The sequence below is a fragment of the Bacteroides sp. HF-162 genome (genome assembly GCF_015679285.1).
GTDB classification, from domain to species: Bacteria; Bacteroidota; Bacteroidia; order Bacteroidales; family Bacteroidaceae; genus Bacteroides; species Bacteroides uniformis.
This window is the reverse complement of the sequence record NZ_CP064937.1, coordinates 3,897,854-3,911,659: the sequence shown is the minus strand read 5'-3', so window position 1 is coordinate 3,911,659 and position 13,806 is coordinate 3,897,854. Positions and strand designations below refer to the sequence as shown.

14 protein-coding genes and 1 pseudogene are annotated in these 13,806 nt (G+C 50.5%); 2 read left to right on the top strand and 13 right to left on the bottom strand.

Features of this window, described 5'->3' with window-relative positions:
* Window positions 1-32 precede the first annotated feature (32 nt).
* The 13 genes and pseudogenes from traM to ITJ87_RS16530 form a co-directional block, all read right to left on the bottom strand.
* Window positions 33-1,364 (bottom strand): conjugative transposon protein TraM, encoded by a 1,332-nt coding sequence (traM, locus tag ITJ87_RS16590; protein WP_172774441.1) that lies wholly within the window; start codon window positions 1,362-1,364, stop codon window positions 33-35.
* On the bottom strand, window positions 1,342-1,638 hold the full coding sequence (locus ITJ87_RS16585; protein WP_007845742.1) for a TraL conjugative transposon family protein: 297 nt from the start codon (window positions 1,636-1,638) through the stop codon (window positions 1,342-1,344). Before ITJ87_RS16585 ends, traM begins: the two co-directional genes overlap by 23 nt.
* A 4-nt stretch (window positions 1,639-1,642) precedes the next feature.
* Window positions 1,643-2,266, bottom strand: a complete 624-nt coding sequence (traK, locus tag ITJ87_RS16580) for a conjugative transposon protein TraK (RefSeq protein WP_004308760.1) — start codon at window positions 2,264-2,266, stop codon at window positions 1,643-1,645.
* A gap of 20 nt (window positions 2,267-2,286) precedes the next feature.
* Complete coding sequence (traJ, locus tag ITJ87_RS16575; RefSeq protein ID WP_007845741.1) at window positions 2,287-3,282, bottom strand: conjugative transposon protein TraJ; 996 nt, start codon at window positions 3,280-3,282, stop codon at window positions 2,287-2,289.
* A gap of 19 nt (window positions 3,283-3,301) precedes the next feature.
* The gene (locus ITJ87_RS16570) at window positions 3,302-3,838 is read right to left on the bottom strand and encodes a conjugal transfer protein TraI (protein ID WP_117720421.1); all 537 of its coding nucleotides are present in this window, start codon (window positions 3,836-3,838) and stop codon (window positions 3,302-3,304) included.
* Window positions 3,831-5,636 (bottom strand): reverse transcriptase/maturase family protein, encoded by a 1,806-nt coding sequence (locus ITJ87_RS16565; protein WP_008645942.1) that lies wholly within the window; start codon window positions 5,634-5,636, stop codon window positions 3,831-3,833. The genes ITJ87_RS16570 and ITJ87_RS16565 overlap by 8 nt, the downstream gene beginning before the upstream one ends.
* Window positions 5,637-6,201: 565 nt before the next feature.
* A pseudogene (locus ITJ87_RS16560) lies at window positions 6,202-6,411 on the bottom strand (DUF4141 domain-containing protein); the annotation flags it as partial.
* An 11-nt stretch (window positions 6,412-6,422) separates the two neighbouring features.
* The gene (locus ITJ87_RS16555; protein ID WP_117965404.1) at window positions 6,423-8,936 is read right to left on the bottom strand and encodes a TraG family conjugative transposon ATPase; all 2,514 of its coding nucleotides are present in this window, start codon (window positions 8,934-8,936) and stop codon (window positions 6,423-6,425) included.
* Window positions 8,933-9,268, bottom strand: coding sequence for a DUF4133 domain-containing protein (locus tag ITJ87_RS16550; RefSeq protein WP_117965402.1), 336 nt, complete (start codon window positions 9,266-9,268; stop codon window positions 8,933-8,935). The genes ITJ87_RS16555 and ITJ87_RS16550 overlap by 4 nt, the downstream gene beginning before the upstream one ends.
* A gap of 10 nt (window positions 9,269-9,278) precedes the next feature.
* Complete coding sequence (locus tag ITJ87_RS16545; protein WP_004309970.1) at window positions 9,279-9,575, bottom strand: DUF4134 domain-containing protein; 297 nt, start codon at window positions 9,573-9,575, stop codon at window positions 9,279-9,281.
* A gap of 164 nt (window positions 9,576-9,739) precedes the next feature.
* On the bottom strand, window positions 9,740-10,369 hold the full coding sequence (locus ITJ87_RS16540) for a hypothetical protein (RefSeq protein WP_117965400.1): 630 nt from the start codon (window positions 10,367-10,369) through the stop codon (window positions 9,740-9,742).
* A 2-nt stretch (window positions 10,370-10,371) separates the two neighbouring features.
* Complete coding sequence (locus ITJ87_RS16535) at window positions 10,372-10,800, bottom strand: DUF3408 domain-containing protein (RefSeq protein WP_005680383.1); 429 nt, start codon at window positions 10,798-10,800, stop codon at window positions 10,372-10,374.
* 1 nt (window position 10,801) lies between these two features.
* A complete protein-coding gene (locus ITJ87_RS16530; protein ID WP_117965399.1) occupies window positions 10,802-11,584 on the bottom strand; it encodes a ParA family protein in 783 nt (260 codons plus the stop codon).
* Between the two features lie 551 nt (window positions 11,585-12,135).
* Between ITJ87_RS16530 and mobA the strand changes: the two genes are divergently transcribed.
* Both mobA and mobB read left to right on the top strand, forming a co-directional pair.
* Window positions 12,136-12,558 (top strand): conjugal transfer protein MobA, encoded by a 423-nt coding sequence (gene mobA / locus ITJ87_RS16525; RefSeq protein ID WP_117965397.1) that lies wholly within the window; start codon window positions 12,136-12,138, stop codon window positions 12,556-12,558.
* Window positions 12,543-13,793: a conjugal transfer protein MobB gene (gene mobB, locus ITJ87_RS16520; RefSeq protein WP_117965395.1), complete on the top strand. Its 1,251-nt coding sequence runs from the start codon at window positions 12,543-12,545 to the stop codon at window positions 13,791-13,793. Before mobA ends, mobB begins: the two co-directional genes overlap by 16 nt.
* Window positions 13,794-13,806: the final 13 nt, after the last annotated feature.

Here is a 13,806-nt window from a genome sequence, read left to right as displayed (position 1 = left end):
GCTAATTGAAATTTTAACGGTTGATAAAATGGTTATTGTTGTTTGGCATACAGCATGACTTTATAGCCTGCTTTCAGCTTCACTTTCACGGTTCGGAACTTCTTGGCGAGGTAGCCGGACGTTCCTTGCAGCAATCCCCTTGTCACGTCCATAGCCACCTGCTGCCCGGCACTTTGGGCAAAGGAAATGCTTGTACCCAGCCCGCTTCCGATATTCGCCATAGCTTCGTTGAACGCTTCCTGCTCCATAGAGGACGGTACGGAAAGCCCCTTTTGCCCGTCCGTGTCGAACACGGCGAGTTCCACCGGGATGATGTTGCCAGCGTACTCAATCGAGGACACCAGTATGTCGAGCCGTTCGCCCTGCACCTTTGCCGTCCCCGCCACAAGGGTATTCTTCGGCACAACGATATTTCCCGCCTGCATGGGTTCGAGCAGCCGCAGTTTCACCGCCTGCCCGTCCACCAGCGTTTGGTCTTGGTGTATGCAGGCGGCTACCGTGTTCTTTCCCATAGCGTACCCCGTGCCTACCGCCGTGTTGAAGCCGTAGTTTCGTGGCTGGCTGTAAGCCCGGATGAAGTCGGCATCGCTCATGGGCTGCTGCAATCCCGAAACGGTCGTTTCCCGGATAGCCTGCACCGGAATAGCCGGAGTGCCGATACCGCCACCGTTCTGCCCGGCTGTCGGTATTTGGGCAATCTGCCCCCTTTGTCCGTCCTGCCCGTTCATGTACTTTGCCGCCAGCTCGTAGGACTTTTCCAAGAGTGCCATTTGGTCGTCAGCCGTAGGCGTGGCGTTCTGCTGCTGTTTCAGTCGGTCGGTCAGTTCCGCCACCTGCCGTTTCAATTCCTCTTTTTCCTCGTCCACAGGGGGCGTTTCGTAGAACGTGCTTAACTGGCGGTTGATGTCCCGGTAAGCCGCCCTTGAAGAAGCACCGCCGCCCCTTTGTGGCTTCGGATCTTCTTCCGGCAGCAGGTTGATTTCCTCTTGTGGTTCTTCCGTATCATCATCCAGCGTGAAACCGAAGTCCTGCAAGGATTGTATCTTGTCCTGCTGTTTGCGGTTTGTCACCGCCTGCTCGTAAGCCTTTTGCTTGTCGGCTATAATCCCGTCCTCTGCGGGCAGGGGTATGTCGGCATTGAAGCCGCCCACGCTTTCCACATTCACGTCCTCTTTGCCGGAGGGTGCGAATATCAGGTACATGCACCCTGCAAAGGCAAGGAACATCAGCGGGAAGACTATCATTTTCCTGCGCTGCTGCACCTGCTGCGGGGTAAGTTCCCGTTTGGGCTTATTTTCCTTTTTCGGCTTCCCGTCCGCCTGCTGTGCGGTCGTGCCGTTCTCATTCTTCTGTACTTCTTCCATATTGCGGTCTGTTTAACGGGTTGATACTTTGGGTTGTGTCATTGCCGTGCAACGGCAGTTGTCTGATGTGTTCTATTTGCAGCCTTTGCCCGTCCCGTTTCCCGATATTGTAGATTGATGAAACGGTGATGTAGATAGACAAACCGCCGAAAAAGAAGAACATCAGGAGGATAACCGCCAGCCTTTTGCCCGGCGTAATCCGTCCGCACATTCGGCGCAGGCGGTCGTCCGCCCAGTCCCGCACCTTTTCGATGTGGTTTCGTTTTCTCTCCATAAGGCTATCTTTTAATGGTCTGCAAATCCTTGTTCTCGGTAATGGTGAACGCTTCGATGATGAAGCCGTGCGGGTTGTTGTCGCTTCGTGTGGCGTTAAGCAACCGGCACGAGGTCACAAGGCTTCGCACTGTCAGGCTGCTTTCCCGGACAATCAACTGGCGGGCATACGTGTTCACCTTGTAGGGGTACTGGTCGAAGTCGCACTTCACGCTGTCAATCTCCACCGTCTGCGTGACGTTTCCGGAAATCACCCGGTTGTAGTAGCCCTTTTCCGCCAAGTCCTTGTAATAGTTGAAAGCGGTCTTGTCGGCGAGAAACAACGAGCGTTTGATGTTGCTTTCGATAGCCCCCTTTTCGGGTGATAAGGTGAAGAAAAGTTCGTGGAAACGCCGCACGTGCGACTTCGCTTCCACGGGTCTGTTCTGCGCCATGTCCTGCGAGAGTGCCAGCATCAGGCTTTTGCCGTTGTCGAGGACGTATATCTTCTGCCGCTGCTTTTCGGCGAAGCTGTACGAGTTCCACACGGCAAAGCCCGTCACCAGTGCGCACAGGCAGATGAATACCAGCGCAAAGAGCCTGATTTGCCGGAAACTCGTTTCGATGTTCGTTAATGACTTAAATTCCATATACTAAATATTGATGTTGGTTATTTGAGTAGTTTCCCGGTTACTTTCCCGCTTGCCGCACCGACCGCAGCCCCGGCGATTGAACCAGCCCGTGCCACGTTGCGGTTATAGGCAGACGTACCGCCAGCCGACACTATCCAGCTTGCCACCGTTGGAATGGTGAAGTAGCCCACGATGCCGATAATCATAAAGATTATATACACGGTGCTGCTCCCGTCCGGGATGAAATCCGGGTCTGAAAGCTGCTCGATGTCTTTTTGGAGCATCAGGGTTTGTATGCGTGCCAGCACGCTGCTGAACAAGTCCGACACGGGCAGCCACAGGTAAATGGAGATATAGCGTGAAATCCACCGGGTCAGCGTGCTTTGGAAACCGTCATAGACGGAAATCGCAAACGCCAGCGGACCCAGTATGCTTAACACGATTAGGAAGAACGTGCGCAGCGTGTCTATAATCAGCCCCGCCGCCTGAAAGAGCATTTCCAATAACTCCCTGAACCAGTCCCGGACGGACTTCTTTATATTATAAGCCGTCCTGTCCATGTACATGCCCGTCATAGTCACCATGTCGGAGGGCGACCAGCCCAGTTCTTCCAGTTGTCGGTCAAATTCCTCGTCCGATGCGAGGTAAGCCGTTTCGGGGCTTCGCATCAGGGCTTCATATTCCAGTCGGTCTTTCTGCGCCCGGTACTCGTTCATGTCGAAAGTCTGCGTTTCCATAAGCTGGTTGCACCCTTTTACCACTGGCGACAATACCGTGTTGATAGTGCCCAGCACGAACGTGGGAAAGAACATGATGCACAGCCCCAGCGCAAAGGGACGCAGGAGCGGGTACACGTCTATGGGTTCGGCACGTGCGAGCGACTGCCACACTTTGGCGGCTACATAGAACAAAGCTCCCAGCCCGGCTATCCCTTTGGCTACCCCCGTCATGTTGCTGCACAAGGGCATCATTTCATCGTACAGCACCCGCAACACTTGGTGCAGGTTATCAAAATCCACCGCTGCTAATAACATAGGCATACCGATTTATATGTTACCAGTAGCGTTCATCCGCCGAGCCGTAGAGAGCCAGCACCCGGTCGGTGTCGTTCTTCTTCTTCGCCCGCAGGTAGGACACGGATATGTTCTTTCGGGTGTAGTAGTTCACGAGGTTGCGGTAGTTGAGCAGGCTTTTATAGGCGTTGTTGATTACCGCCAGCCTTTCGGCATCCGTCAGCGACATGCCCGTCACGTTCACTACATTCTTCAAGTCCTGCAACACGTCCGCACTTTCGGAGAGCAGCTTGGCGTACCCGGCTGAAATGGCGGTGAGTTCATCCGGCGTGTAGTTCGGGTCTGCCAGCATGTTCTGATAGTTTCGCACGTAGATTTCGGATATTTCCGCCACCAGCTCAATGGACTTCTTCACCTTGATGCCGCCCTTGACAACATCGTGTACCGCTTTGAGCGGTAGGCTAAGCATCCAACGCCCTGCCGTATTACTACGGTGGGTTTTCGGAAGCTCGCCCCCAAACCGGACGTACACGTCTCCGCGTATCCGGCTTTCTACTAATAATATCAATCTATTCATTGTTACTGAGTTTTTTGTAGCACTTACCACATATGGCAATAGTCTTTCGTTTGCGAGCCATCATTTGTTTTTCGCAGGTAGTTTTCCCTTGAAGATTTTTTAATTTTCTCACATGGTGCATCACTAACTTATCGACTGCTCCACATAATTCACATTTTTCCGCTTTCAGCCTATCTATAAGACTTGTGTTTGTAGGATGATATGTGAATTTGGGCAAGTTGTCTAAATCCTTAATGTTCATTGGATTTTTCTTTTTGAACCCACCATGATAAAAGGTCAAGTCTTTGGCAGTACCGTTCTTTAAATAGTATCTAACTGAAAAAAGTCCATTCTTGGTGTACTTTTTTCGGATTTGCGACATCGTTGTCCGATATTTCTGCGCAAATGTTTTGTACATACTATATTTCATGATATACCCAAGTTTTGACAGACTACTACAATTATTAGCCAAACAATAGTAATTGTAAATGCCCTTTATTTCCTTGTTGTACCTGTCAAGTATCTCAAAGTCATTGTTGTTTGAAAGTTTGGGACGGGATTTTGCTTTCCAATACTCCTTGCCGTTGTGTATCTTTATTTCTAAAACACGATATTCGAGCAACTTTTTCTTAAACGTATCCTTTCCAAGTGCCAATTGTATCCTCTTATTGAAGACACGTCTTAGTACTCCGTATTTGCTTCTTTTGGTGTCATTGGATTTCCTTACAAAAATCTCATATCCGAGAAATTTTGCAGCGTTTTCAGCATGGGTGATAAGTGTTTTCTCATCGGACAGTGTAAGAGCCAACTTTTCATAGAGGAAGTTCTTTATGTCCTCTTTGATGATGATAGCATCTTGTTTACTGCCAATAATTCCAATTAGAAAATCATCCGCATATCTCACATATTTGAGTTTTCTGTAGTTCATATCCATTTCGTCACCATCAGAATACTGCAAACCTTCTTTTTGATAAGCCTTATATTGTCTTATCAATTCTGACCTTTCACTTTCGTCTTTTACCACTTTCAACTTTTTCAGAATACGGTGTCGTTTGCCTTCAAGTGATACTACCTGTTTAGTTCTTTTCCGTTCTTTCCCCTTATCAAATTTTTCAGTGTATTCCTTCATGAATTTATCCAACTTATCAAGGTATATGTTTGCCAAGATAGGGCTGACAATTCCGCCTTGCGGTGTTCCGCTGTAGGAGTTATGAAAGTTCCAGTCTTCGATATATCCTGCATTCAGAAATTTTCTAATCAAGCGAATAAATCTTTCGTCAGCGATACGTTCTTTCAGAATACCTATCAGTATCTCATGATTGATATTGTCGAAAAATCCCTTAATATCACCTTCTACGAACCATTTCACGCCCGAAAATGTCTTCTGAATATCAGACAAGGCAGTGTGGCAGCTTCTTAGAGGTCGGAAGCCATGTGACGTTTTTTCAAACTGTCTTTCATAGATGGCTTCCAATATCATTCTGACCACTTCCTGCAATAATTTATCATTAAAAGCTGGTACACCTAATGGACGCATTTTCCCATTTTTCTTTGGGATATACATCCGTTTTGAGGGTTGGGGCTGATAACTCTCATCTTTCAACGATGTTATCAGTTGTTCAATTCGGTTCAGGCTCATTTCGTCAATGGTTTTCCCATCTGCACCTGCTGTCATATTGCCCGGTTTCGCATATATGCGTTGGTAGGCAACGTAATACATTTCCTCATTGAAAAAGATACGGTACAAGCGTTCGAACTTGTAATTCAAATTTTCACTGTGTTCCGTTAGACTGTTTAATACATACTCTGGACTTCTCATAATGTCTCTCACATTTTCCGTTATTTGCATTAAAATTATTAGCTGCTTCCCTTCGCCATGTACAGGGCTTTCCCCTGCTCAGACTACTACGGAAGCTCCGTTGCCTTGTCGGATTTTCATAGGTCTGTACCTAATAGCCTTGCGGCGTTCCGATTTAGGCAATCCCCGTTTACGATATAATAACATAGCTATGATAGATTGTCGGATATGACTTCCGCCCGTTACCGCTTACTGCGGTTGTGCCGTAATTTGTTCCTGCCTCTACTACACGACGCTCGCAACAGAGGTATTACGGTATAGCGAGTTAAGTTATCTTTCACTATAAAACATACTGGGTTCACTTGGACTATCATTCAATCAGTTTGGATTTTATCCTCGTATCTATCTGTTTCATCTCACCATTCAGTTGCAATTTGATAACTAATTGACTTATGGCTTTCCAGCGTGCTATACTCCCTGCCGTCCTTTCGTGGGCAGATAAGCTGGTGATGATAGGTAAATATTGGAACACTTACCTAATAGCTTGCCAATGCTACATTTATTATATCGCCTATACGGGCGCACCATCGTAATATTTTTTACCCTGCTGGAAAATCTTCTGCGCTTCCATGAAGCCGTCCAGCGTGTTCTTGGCAGTGGTGGAAGTCTGCACTATCTGCTTGGTGGTGTTGATGATGCCCTGTGCCAAGTTGCCGGGGTCTGACACCACCCACTGGGCGGATGCCGTGCCGATGAAGCAAAGGCATACCGCCATAAGGAGAATTGTTTTCTTCATGTTCCTAATTTTTAAGTTGTTGATGATTGGGGATTGCGTTTGCTTTCCGCAAGCCGCTTGATAGCCAGTTCAAGGTTGCCGCCCAGCTTCTCGGCGAGGGCGAACAGTTCCATTTTCTCGCTTTCCTCTGTCGTGTACGTGTAGTATTCTTCCAACGAAACTTCGGTAGCGTACACCGCCGACTGCGTGCCGCCCAGCGAGAAGAAAACTTCCTTGTACTTCCGTCCGGGGTGGTTCGCCATGTTGATAGACAATATTTGCGAACGCTCCTTGTCGGTCAGTCCGAGCAGGTTTTGTATGCTATCGAACTTGTTCAAGTATTTTCGTTGGTCTAACAAAATCTTGCAGTCCGAGTTATTGATGATACTCTCTTTCACTATGGGCGAGGAAATAATATCTTCCACTTCCTGCGTTACCACAATTGCTTCCCCGAAATACTTCCTGACGGTTTTGTACAAATATTTTATATAGTCCGCCATATTCGCTGACGCAATCGCTTTCCACGCTTCCTCGATTAGTATTAACTTCCTTATTCCCTTTAACTTACGCATCTTGTTTATAAAGGCTTCCATAATGATGATAGTCGTTATCGGGAATAAAATCTTGTGGTCTTTGATATTATCCAATTCAAAGACAATGAAGCGTTTATGCAGCAAATCCAGTTCCTTGTCGGAGTTCAGCAGGTAGTCATATTCACCGCCACGATAGTACGGTTCAAGCACGTTCAGGAAATTGTCAATGTCAAAATCCTTTTCCCTGACGTTCTTCTGTTCAAGTTGTCGGCGGTAATCATCCCGGACAAACTCGTAGAACGTGTTGAAGCAGGGCGTTACCGACCTGTCGCCCGTGATACGTTCGATATAGGCACTTACCGCATTGGACAACGCCACTTCTTCCGACCGCTTCGGGGCTTCATCGTCACGCTTCCATAAAGTAAGGATAAGCGTCTTGATGCTCTCTTTCTTCTCGATGTCAAATACCCCGTCTTCGACATAGAACGGGTTGAACGCTATCGGGTTCTCGTTGGTGTAGGTGAAATAAATCCCGTCCTCGCCGTGCGTGCGGTTGTGGATAAGCTGGGACAGCCCCAAGTAACTGTTACCCGTATCGACCAGCAGCACGTGCGCACCCTGCTCGTAATACTGGCGCACCATGTGGTTGGTGAAGAAAGACTTCCCGCTACCACTCGGCCCAAGTATAAACTTGTTGCGGTTGGTGGTGATGCCTTTCTTCATGGGCAGGTCTGAAATGTCGATGTGCAGCGGGCGACCGCTTACCCTGTCCACCATTTTGATGCCGAACGGGGAAAGCGAACTCTTGTAGTTCGTTTCTTCCACGAACAGGCAGAGAGCCTGCCCCAAGAACGTGTAGAAACTTTCCTCTGCGGGGAAGTCCGCCTCGTTGCCGGGTATGCCCGCCCAAAAGAGCGTGGGCGTATCGACCGTGTTGTGGCGTGGCTTGCACTCCATTAGTGCAAGCTGGCTTCCCACATCGTTGCGTATGCGTTTGAGTTCGTCCCTATCGTCACTCCATGCCATGACGTTGCAGTGGCAGCGCACCGAGATAAGCCCCTTGCTGTGCGCTTCGTTCAGGTACTCGTCTATCCACTCCTTGTTCACTTGGTTGGCACGGGAGTAGCGGGAGAGCGATTGCATATTCCGGGCGGTCTGCTCGAAGTTCTTCAGGTTTTCGGTGTGGTCGTCTATGAAGATGAACTGGTTATAGACGTGGTTACACGACAACAGCACGCCCACCGGGGCGGCGAATGACAGTCGGCAGTCGCTCCGGTCAGTGGACAGCTTCTCAAATCGGCAGTCCGTCCCGACCTTTCCGGGCAAATCTTCCACGTCCGAAAGCGTGTGCAGGCACAGTATATCGTCCCCGACACGCATTTCTTCCGGGTACAGCCCGATGTCTTTCAGGCAGGTAGTGTCGGTTTGCGAGAGCGAGAAGTATTTCTCGATGATGCCAGCCTTTCCGTCCTGCCCGGTGATTTCCGATGCCGCCAGCCGGGTAAGGGTGACAAAACCGCTGTCGTTCATAATCCTTTCAAACTGCCCGACCGCTTCGATGAACTTTGCCGCCGCTTCCTTGTCGGCTATCTCCTGCGGTACAATCCTGCCCCGGCAGAGGGTGGAGAAGTCGCTCTGTCGGCGGCTTCTCTCCCTTGTCGTTTTCGTCAGGAACAGGTAGCAGTAATGGTTCAGGAACGGGCGTTCATTGAAGTGCCGTTCAAAACTCCGGGACAGGAAACTAAGCTCGTCCCTTTCGGTGTCGGGCTGGTAGTTCTCCTTGATGAAGAAGTCCTGCTTGTGTACTATGGAGTAGTCGGGCAACACCTTGATTGCCTTGTACCATGCCGAATGTATGGCTTCGTACTCGGCACTGGTGACGGTGAACAGTTCGGGCAGTTCCACCCTGAAAGCCACCGTTATGTCCGCATCCTTTGAAATGATGCAGCCGTTCTCCACCGCCAAAAGTGGAAATTTCCTCTCCAGCGTGGTAGCCTTTAATGTATTCCTCATGTTCTTTCTTCCTTTCTTCTTTTGTAGTTGAACAGCCGGGGTATCGCCTTTCGGCTGATAATGAAGCGTGGGTGTCTTTTGCGTGCGGCTGCTTTCATCAGCCCGTGCGTGCCGTACCGTGCGTTGAGCCGGAACGTCTGCCACACGAGCAGCAGCGAAGCTGACACGATGAAACCGATACATAGCCACTGGTTCACGCCTGCCATGAACAGGACGATGAACACCACGAAGACGGCGAGCAAGCCGCCGCAAAAGATAAAGAGGTACTGGCTTTTCAGCCCCTGGAACTCCACCGGCTTCCCGATACCCCTGTTTACCGGATATTCAGACATAGCCGCTGGTTTAGAGGAAGAACGAACGCAGGATAGTGGCGGCGACAATCAGGAAGATGCACGCCCCGAACCAACTGGCGGCAGTCTTTGAGGTGTCGGGGTCGCCGCTCGAAAATTTGTTATATACTTTTACCCCTCCAATCAAGCCGCAGACCGCCCCGATTGCGTACACCAGTTTTGTTCCGGGGTCGAAATACCCTGTGATTAGGTTCGTGGCTTCGGTGATGCCCGCCTGCCCGTTGCCCTGTGCGTAGGCACTTACCGCAGCGGCAAGGATAGCCGCCGACAAAAAGATTTTCTTTCTCATTGTGATTTGTTTTTTATGCCGGGCGGCGGGTGGGAAGTCCGCCTTTCCCGGCTGGTGAATAATTTGAAATTTTAGTGGTCGGGGATAGTCCCGTTTCTCTGTTTGGTTTTCAGGTTGCCAATCAACCGTAGTCACGTTGCTTCATATTGTTACACATTATTATATTATAGGAAATCGTTCATGTCGAACGCTTCGTGTTCCTTGCTTGTATTGCCAGCTTCGGCAGGGACAGCAGCCGTAGCCAGTTCCGCTTCGTTGCGCCCCAGCAGTTCCGCCACCTTTGCCAGCCCGCCGTTGATGTTCTCCACCACCGCATCGTAGAGGTTCGTCCCCTCAATACTTGCCAGCGTTCCGGCTGCTTGCCGTTTCTCCGCTTCGGTGGGGTTGTCGGCGTTCGCCGTGCGTATCGCTTCGCCCAGTTCATCGAAGCTCACGCCCGTAGCCCGCCCGGTATCATCGTCACCGTCTATGTACCCGGCTATTTCCTCGTCTTCGTAATCGGGTTCGTCATTCTCGTAACCGGGTGTTTCTTCCGGCAGTCCGTCAGCCTGCGGCGCAAAAATAGTATCATTTTCAACCGCTTGCGGGAGGTGTCCCGATTTGTCCTGCGCTGTCCCGATTAGTCCGCCCTTGTATCGGCTTTCACCTATCAGCGTGTAGCCTGAAACCCCGTTTCGTGGGAGTGGCGCATCATCCGTTCTGCCCGGTGATGTCCAGCTGTCCGTGTAGCGATACCACAGCCATAGGGCGATATAGTACACCAAAAGCCCGGTAAGTATGCAATAGATTACCATAGTCAGACAGGCTTTTGGAAGTGGCTTTCGTACAGGGTGTTTATCTCGTCTTGGTACTGCTCGAAGTGGCGCAGCAGAATGTTTTCCACGTAGCTGCTTACCGTCACCTTGCGACCGCCTATCACCGTCACGATACGCATCAGCTTCTCGTGCGTGGTACGGCTCACGTACAAGGGCTGTCGGTCTGCCAGTTCGACTTTCTGAAAGTAGGTTTCCCGGTAGTCACCCGAACCGCCCTTGCGCTTGCGGTTTGTTGTTTTCTCCACCCGCACCGTTTCAGTCTGCCGTCCCTCGTGGGCGGTTTCCGTTTCGCCGCCGGGTTGCGGTGCATCATCCGGCTGGCTCTCCCGCTTGGCGGGTACGCCCTGCGAGATAAGTTCTTTCATGAAATCCTCGTCTATCTTCGGCATCCCGCCGCTTTGCTTTGCCATATCATTGTAATTTGATGTAGTACACTATTTCGGTTATCAGTTCTTCCAAGTTGCTTCCCCTTACCAGCGGGCGGCTGGCGGGAAAGAGCGTGGAGCGGAACACCGCCTTTTTATCCGCCACCAGTTCCTTTTTGTAGCGTTTGGTATCGGGGATAAAGGTTTTCATCAGCGGCAGTTCCAGTTCCTTAATGGTCTTGTCATAGGCGGTGTAGAGGTCTGTTTTCTCCCGACCGTCCACCATGTTCCAAAAGAGGTACAGCCCGGCAAGTCGGCAGGCTTCATTCTTCACCAATAGCTTTTGGATAGCCATTGCGAACGACAGGCTGCTTTCCAGCACCACCTTGTCGGCGGAAATGGGTGTGAAAATGTAGTCCATGCCCGCAAGGGAGTTTATCACGCCCTCGCTGTTCACCGTGCCGGGCAGGTCGAAAAACACTATATCCGGCACGTGTCCGGCGGCTATATATCCGTCAGCCGTTGCAATCGCCTTTTCAGGTGAACTGCACAATACCGGGTAGGCTTTCTTCCCCAGCCGGGTAAACTGTTCATACGCCATTCGCTTGTAATCTTCATCCGCCCCGACCTGCTCGGCATCCCGCTTTCGCATCCCGGCAATGGAGTGTTGCGGGTAGTCGCAATCGACCACCGCCACATCGTAGCCTTTGAGGTAGTAGAGATAACTCGCCGCCAGCACGGTAAAGGTGGTTTTGCCGACCCCGCCCTTTTGGGTGGAAAAGGCGACATAAAGGGGTGTTTTCTCGTTTTCCATATTGCTTTCGTTCATTATTGGTTGATAGATTTATTTATTGCTTTCAATCATTCATTCTTTCCATGTTGCAATCTTGAAATATTGAAAGATTGTTTTATTTCAATCTTGCTTTCATTCTTTCTTGAAATATTGAAATCCTGCAATCATGTTTTCTTGAAATCATGCTTTCAATCATTCTTGCTTGATTGAAATATGTCTTTCAATCTTGAAATCCGATGCAAAAAAAGGGAGAAAAAACGTCCCCTGAAAACCTTGTCCCGATTTGTCCTGCGCTGTCCCGTTTTGTCCACCAACCACCTATTTTACAGCATTATAAATCACCGTTACTTTGCAGCGGAGTAACGAACCGCAGGGGGCGCAGGTGTAAAACTGGGCTGGTGAACGCAGGGCTTACCGTTCCACGCTAACCCCAATCCGTCCGTGACGGATTTCGATTTTCGTCAGAAAATAGCAAGGTGTGTTTCGTGGCACACGAAACCGTTTTCCGTGCCTGAAAACGCCTTGCCCCTTGCGGGGGGGGGGGTGAAAACCACTCCGAAGTCGTGATTTTTTTAATTCAAAGCAGTATGGAAACAAGAAGAAACAACAAGGGCGGTCGTCCCGCCCTACAAGACCCGGCGAAGCACCGCCATGTGCTGTACCTGAATGACCGGGAGAACGCCCGCTTCCTCGCGCAATGGGAGCAGTCGGGCGTTACGAGCAAGTCCCGTTTCATTGCCGCACGTATCTTCGGCGAGCCGTTCCGGGTGGTGAAAGTGGACAAGTCGACGGCCGAGTATTGCGCCAAGCTGACGGAATTTTACGCCCAGTTCCGGGCGGTAGCGGTCAATTACAACCAAGTGGTAAAAGCGTTGCACGGCAACTTTTCGGAGAAAAAGGCACTGGCTTTCCTCTATAAACTGGAGAAAGCGACCACCGAACTGGCTATGTTGAACCGTCAGGTTATCGACCTGACAAACGAGTGCAGGGAACTATGGTTGCCAAAATAAACACGGGAAGTTCCATGTTCGGCGCACTGGCATACAATCAGGAAAAGGTGGACAACGGGGAAGCAAAGGTGCTTTTCTCCAACAAAATGTTGTTGAATGAGGACGGGCATTTCTCTATCGGCGAGTGTATGCGCAGCTTCGAGATGCAGATGCCTGTGCAACTTTCCACCCAAAAACCGATACTCCACATTTCCATAAACCCGCACCCGGAAGACGTGCTTTCAGACCAGCAACTGTCTGACATTGCCAAAGAGTATATGCAAAAGCTGGGTTATGGCGGGCAACCTTATTTAGTATATAAGCATACCGACATAGACCGCCACCATATCCACATCGTAGGCTTGCGGGTGGACGAGAACGGCAGACCGCTGAATGACAAATTCGAGCATCGACGCAGCAAGCAAATCACCCGTGAACTGGAAAGAAAGTACGGGCTTCACCCGGCGGAAAAGAAGGAACGGACGGAACGCCCGGAACTTAAAAAGGTGGATTACGCCGCCGGGGACGTGAAGCACCAAATCGGCAACACCGTGAAAGCGGCTTGCTACGGCTACCGTTTCCAGTCGTTCGGGGAGTACAGGGCGTTGCTTGCCGCCTATAACGTGTGCGCCGAGGAAGTCAAGGGGGAGATAAACGGCAGACCCTATCAGGGCATCGTCTATTCCGCCATGAACGGCAAGGGCGAGAAGGTGGGCAATCCGGTAAAGGCATCCCGCATCGGCAGGTCGGTGGGGTATGAAGCGGTACAGCGCAGGATGGAGAAATCTGGTAAAGTGATTAAGGACGGAAAACTGAAAGAGCGTACCCGGAAAATTGTCGCCGCCGCCATGCGGACAGCCCGCACCCGGTTGGAGTTTGAACGGGAACTGAATCGGCAGGGCATTGACGTGGTGTTCCGCCGGAACGACAGCGGGCGTATCTATGGCGTTACGTTCATCGACCACGACAGCCGGGTGGTGCTGAACGGCTCACGTCTGGGCAAGGAGTATTCGGCGAACGTGTTCAACGATTTGTATTCCGATGAAAGGAAAACGGATGTGTGGCAGGAACAATCCACGCGTCAGGAACAGCCGGACTTCACGCCGAAAGCCGACATCATTTCGGGTGTGGCTTCCGTGCTGGGGGCTTTCGGCGGGTTGCTGGGTGGTGGCGCGTCAGGCGGTGATGAGCCACAGGAGACTGCCAGCCAAAAGAGAAAGAAGAAGAAAAAGAAGCGTACAAGGCGCATCGACTAACTGATTAACATAA

Bases quoted from the DNA above. Each gene is read 5' to 3' on its own strand.
- ITJ87_RS16535 (WP_005680383.1), bottom strand. From the start codon at position 10,800: ATGGCAAAGCAAAGCGGCGGGATGCCGAAGATAGACGAGGATTTCATG.
- traK (WP_004308760.1), bottom strand. From the start codon at position 2,266: ATGGAATTTAAGTCATTAACGAACATCGAAACGAGTTTCCGGCAAATC.
- ITJ87_RS16545 (WP_004309970.1), bottom strand. From the start codon at position 9,575: ATGAGAAAGAAAATCTTTTTGTCGGCGGCTATCCTTGCCGCTGCGGTA.
- ITJ87_RS16530 (WP_117965399.1), bottom strand. From the start codon at position 11,584: ATGAACGAAAGCAATATGGAAAACGAGAAAACACCCCTTTATGTCGCC.
- ITJ87_RS16550 (WP_117965402.1), bottom strand. From the start codon at position 9,268: ATGTCTGAATATCCGGTAAACAGGGGTATCGGGAAGCCGGTGGAGTTC.
- mobA (WP_117965397.1), top strand. From the start codon at position 12,136: ATGGAAACAAGAAGAAACAACAAGGGCGGTCGTCCCGCCCTACAAGAC.
- ITJ87_RS16565 (WP_008645942.1), bottom strand. From the start codon at position 5,636: ATGAGAAGTCCAGAGTATGTATTAAACAGTCTAACGGAACACAGTGAA.
- ITJ87_RS16585 (WP_007845742.1), bottom strand. From the start codon at position 1,638: ATGGAGAGAAAACGAAACCACATCGAAAAGGTGCGGGACTGGGCGGAC.
- traM (WP_172774441.1), bottom strand. From the start codon at position 1,364: ATGGAAGAAGTACAGAAGAATGAGAACGGCACGACCGCACAGCAGGCG.
- ITJ87_RS16555 (WP_117965404.1), bottom strand. From the start codon at position 8,936: ATGAGGAATACATTAAAGGCTACCACGCTGGAGAGGAAATTTCCACTT.
- traJ (WP_007845741.1), bottom strand. From the start codon at position 3,282: ATGTTATTAGCAGCGGTGGATTTTGATAACCTGCACCAAGTGTTGCGG.
- ITJ87_RS16540 (WP_117965400.1), bottom strand. From the start codon at position 10,369: ATGGTAATCTATTGCATACTTACCGGGCTTTTGGTGTACTATATCGCC.
- ITJ87_RS16570 (WP_117720421.1), bottom strand. From the start codon at position 3,838: ATGAATAGATTGATATTATTAGTAGAAAGCCGGATACGCGGAGACGTG.
- mobB (WP_117965395.1), top strand. From the start codon at position 12,543: ATGGTTGCCAAAATAAACACGGGAAGTTCCATGTTCGGCGCACTGGCA.